This is a genomic window from Methanosaeta sp. UBA458, assembly GCF_002496085.1.
GTDB classification, from domain to species: Archaea; Halobacteriota; Methanosarcinia; order Methanotrichales; family Methanotrichaceae; genus Methanothrix; species Methanothrix soehngenii.
Map to the genome: position 1 here is coordinate 5,002 of NZ_DAIK01000129.1, position 1,131 is coordinate 6,132.

Here is a 1,131-nt window from a genome sequence, read left to right on the forward strand (position 1 = left end):
GCGCCTCTGCGGTTTTATTCCGCATTCCGTAAACCACAGGGTTAATTATCCCGCTACCCACTCGATACAGCGAAGAGCCAAAAGATTGAATGCGGCCCCAAAAGATTCAAACTATTGATTGACCATTAAGTGAAGCTTCGCTCATGAATCGTGGATTTCAGCATTCCACAGAATCATCTTTGCTCTTTGAGCTTTTCTTTGGATCCGCCTCTCTGAGCAGCTCAGCTACATCTTCCATTGAATCTTTCTCTCGCAGAGCTGCCAGCACCGGAGGCGATTCCTGGAAAAGCTCCAGGGCGTTGAAGAACCTGTCCAGCACATCTCCCTTATAGGTGGGGACCAGGAAGATATGGGTATGAGGTATCCTCCTGCCCCGAGCATACATGCAGACAAAGTCCGGTTGCAGGGCGACCATAATCTTTTCCGCCACCACCTTTGCTGCTCTGAAGAGGCTGGCATTCTCATCATCTGAGAGTTCATGCCACCAGGGCACATGTCTCTTAGGTATCACCAGACAATGGCCTTTAGAAAAGGGGTTGACGTCCAGAATTGCCAGCGATAGTTCATCCTCATAAATCCTGTAGCATGGCAGATCTCCCGCCAGGATCTGGCAGAAGATGCAGCCTTTCTCTTTCCCGGTGCCCTCAGTCATAAAGCCTCCATTATGCTAATGACGGCATTATTGATGATCAATCCTTTGCCATACAAAATATCCCGTCAATCTGATTCGATGGAGATCTTTTTATGTCGGATGAACAGGATGCGATAGAACGAAATGCAGACCATGAACCAGGGTGAAAGAGCCTTCAATCTGTGCGTTCGCTGCGGGACCTGCCGCACCGTCTGTCCGGTCTTCGAGGAGACCGGTTGGGAGTCGGCCAACACCAGAGGGCGGATGATGATAATCAAGGAGCTTTGCTCTGGCCGGCTGGAGGCAGATCAGGGGGTGAAAGACAGTCTTAACACCTGCACCACTTGCGGCTTATGCACTGAGAACTGTCCGGCAGGCATCTCTCCTCCGGATATCATAGAGAGAGCGAGGGGGATGCTTGTAGCCCTAGGATTAACCACCTCAGAGCTGGAGGATCTTGACCGGAAGATCCTGAACAGCGGCAACACCTTTGGCGAAAA

The 1,131-nt window shown here is 50.9% G+C and carries 2 protein-coding genes; one reads left to right on the forward strand and one right to left on the reverse strand.

Features of this window, described 5'->3' with window-relative positions:
• Positions 1-157 precede the first annotated feature (157 nt).
• Positions 158-652, reverse strand: coding sequence for an HIT family protein (locus BP822_RS09385; RefSeq protein ID WP_286878187.1), 495 nt, complete (start codon positions 650-652; stop codon positions 158-160).
• Positions 653-775: 123 nt separating this feature from the next.
• On the opposite strand from BP822_RS09385, the gene BP822_RS09390 reads away from it, so the two are divergent.
• On the forward strand, positions 776-1,131 hold a 356-nt coding region (locus tag BP822_RS09390; RefSeq protein ID WP_286878188.1), incomplete at its 3' end, for a (Fe-S)-binding protein.

Coding starts and splice junctions, on each gene's coding strand:
- BP822_RS09385 (WP_286878187.1), bottom strand. CDS start 652: ATGACTGAGGGCACCGGGAAAGAGAAAGGCTGCATCTTCTGCCAGATC.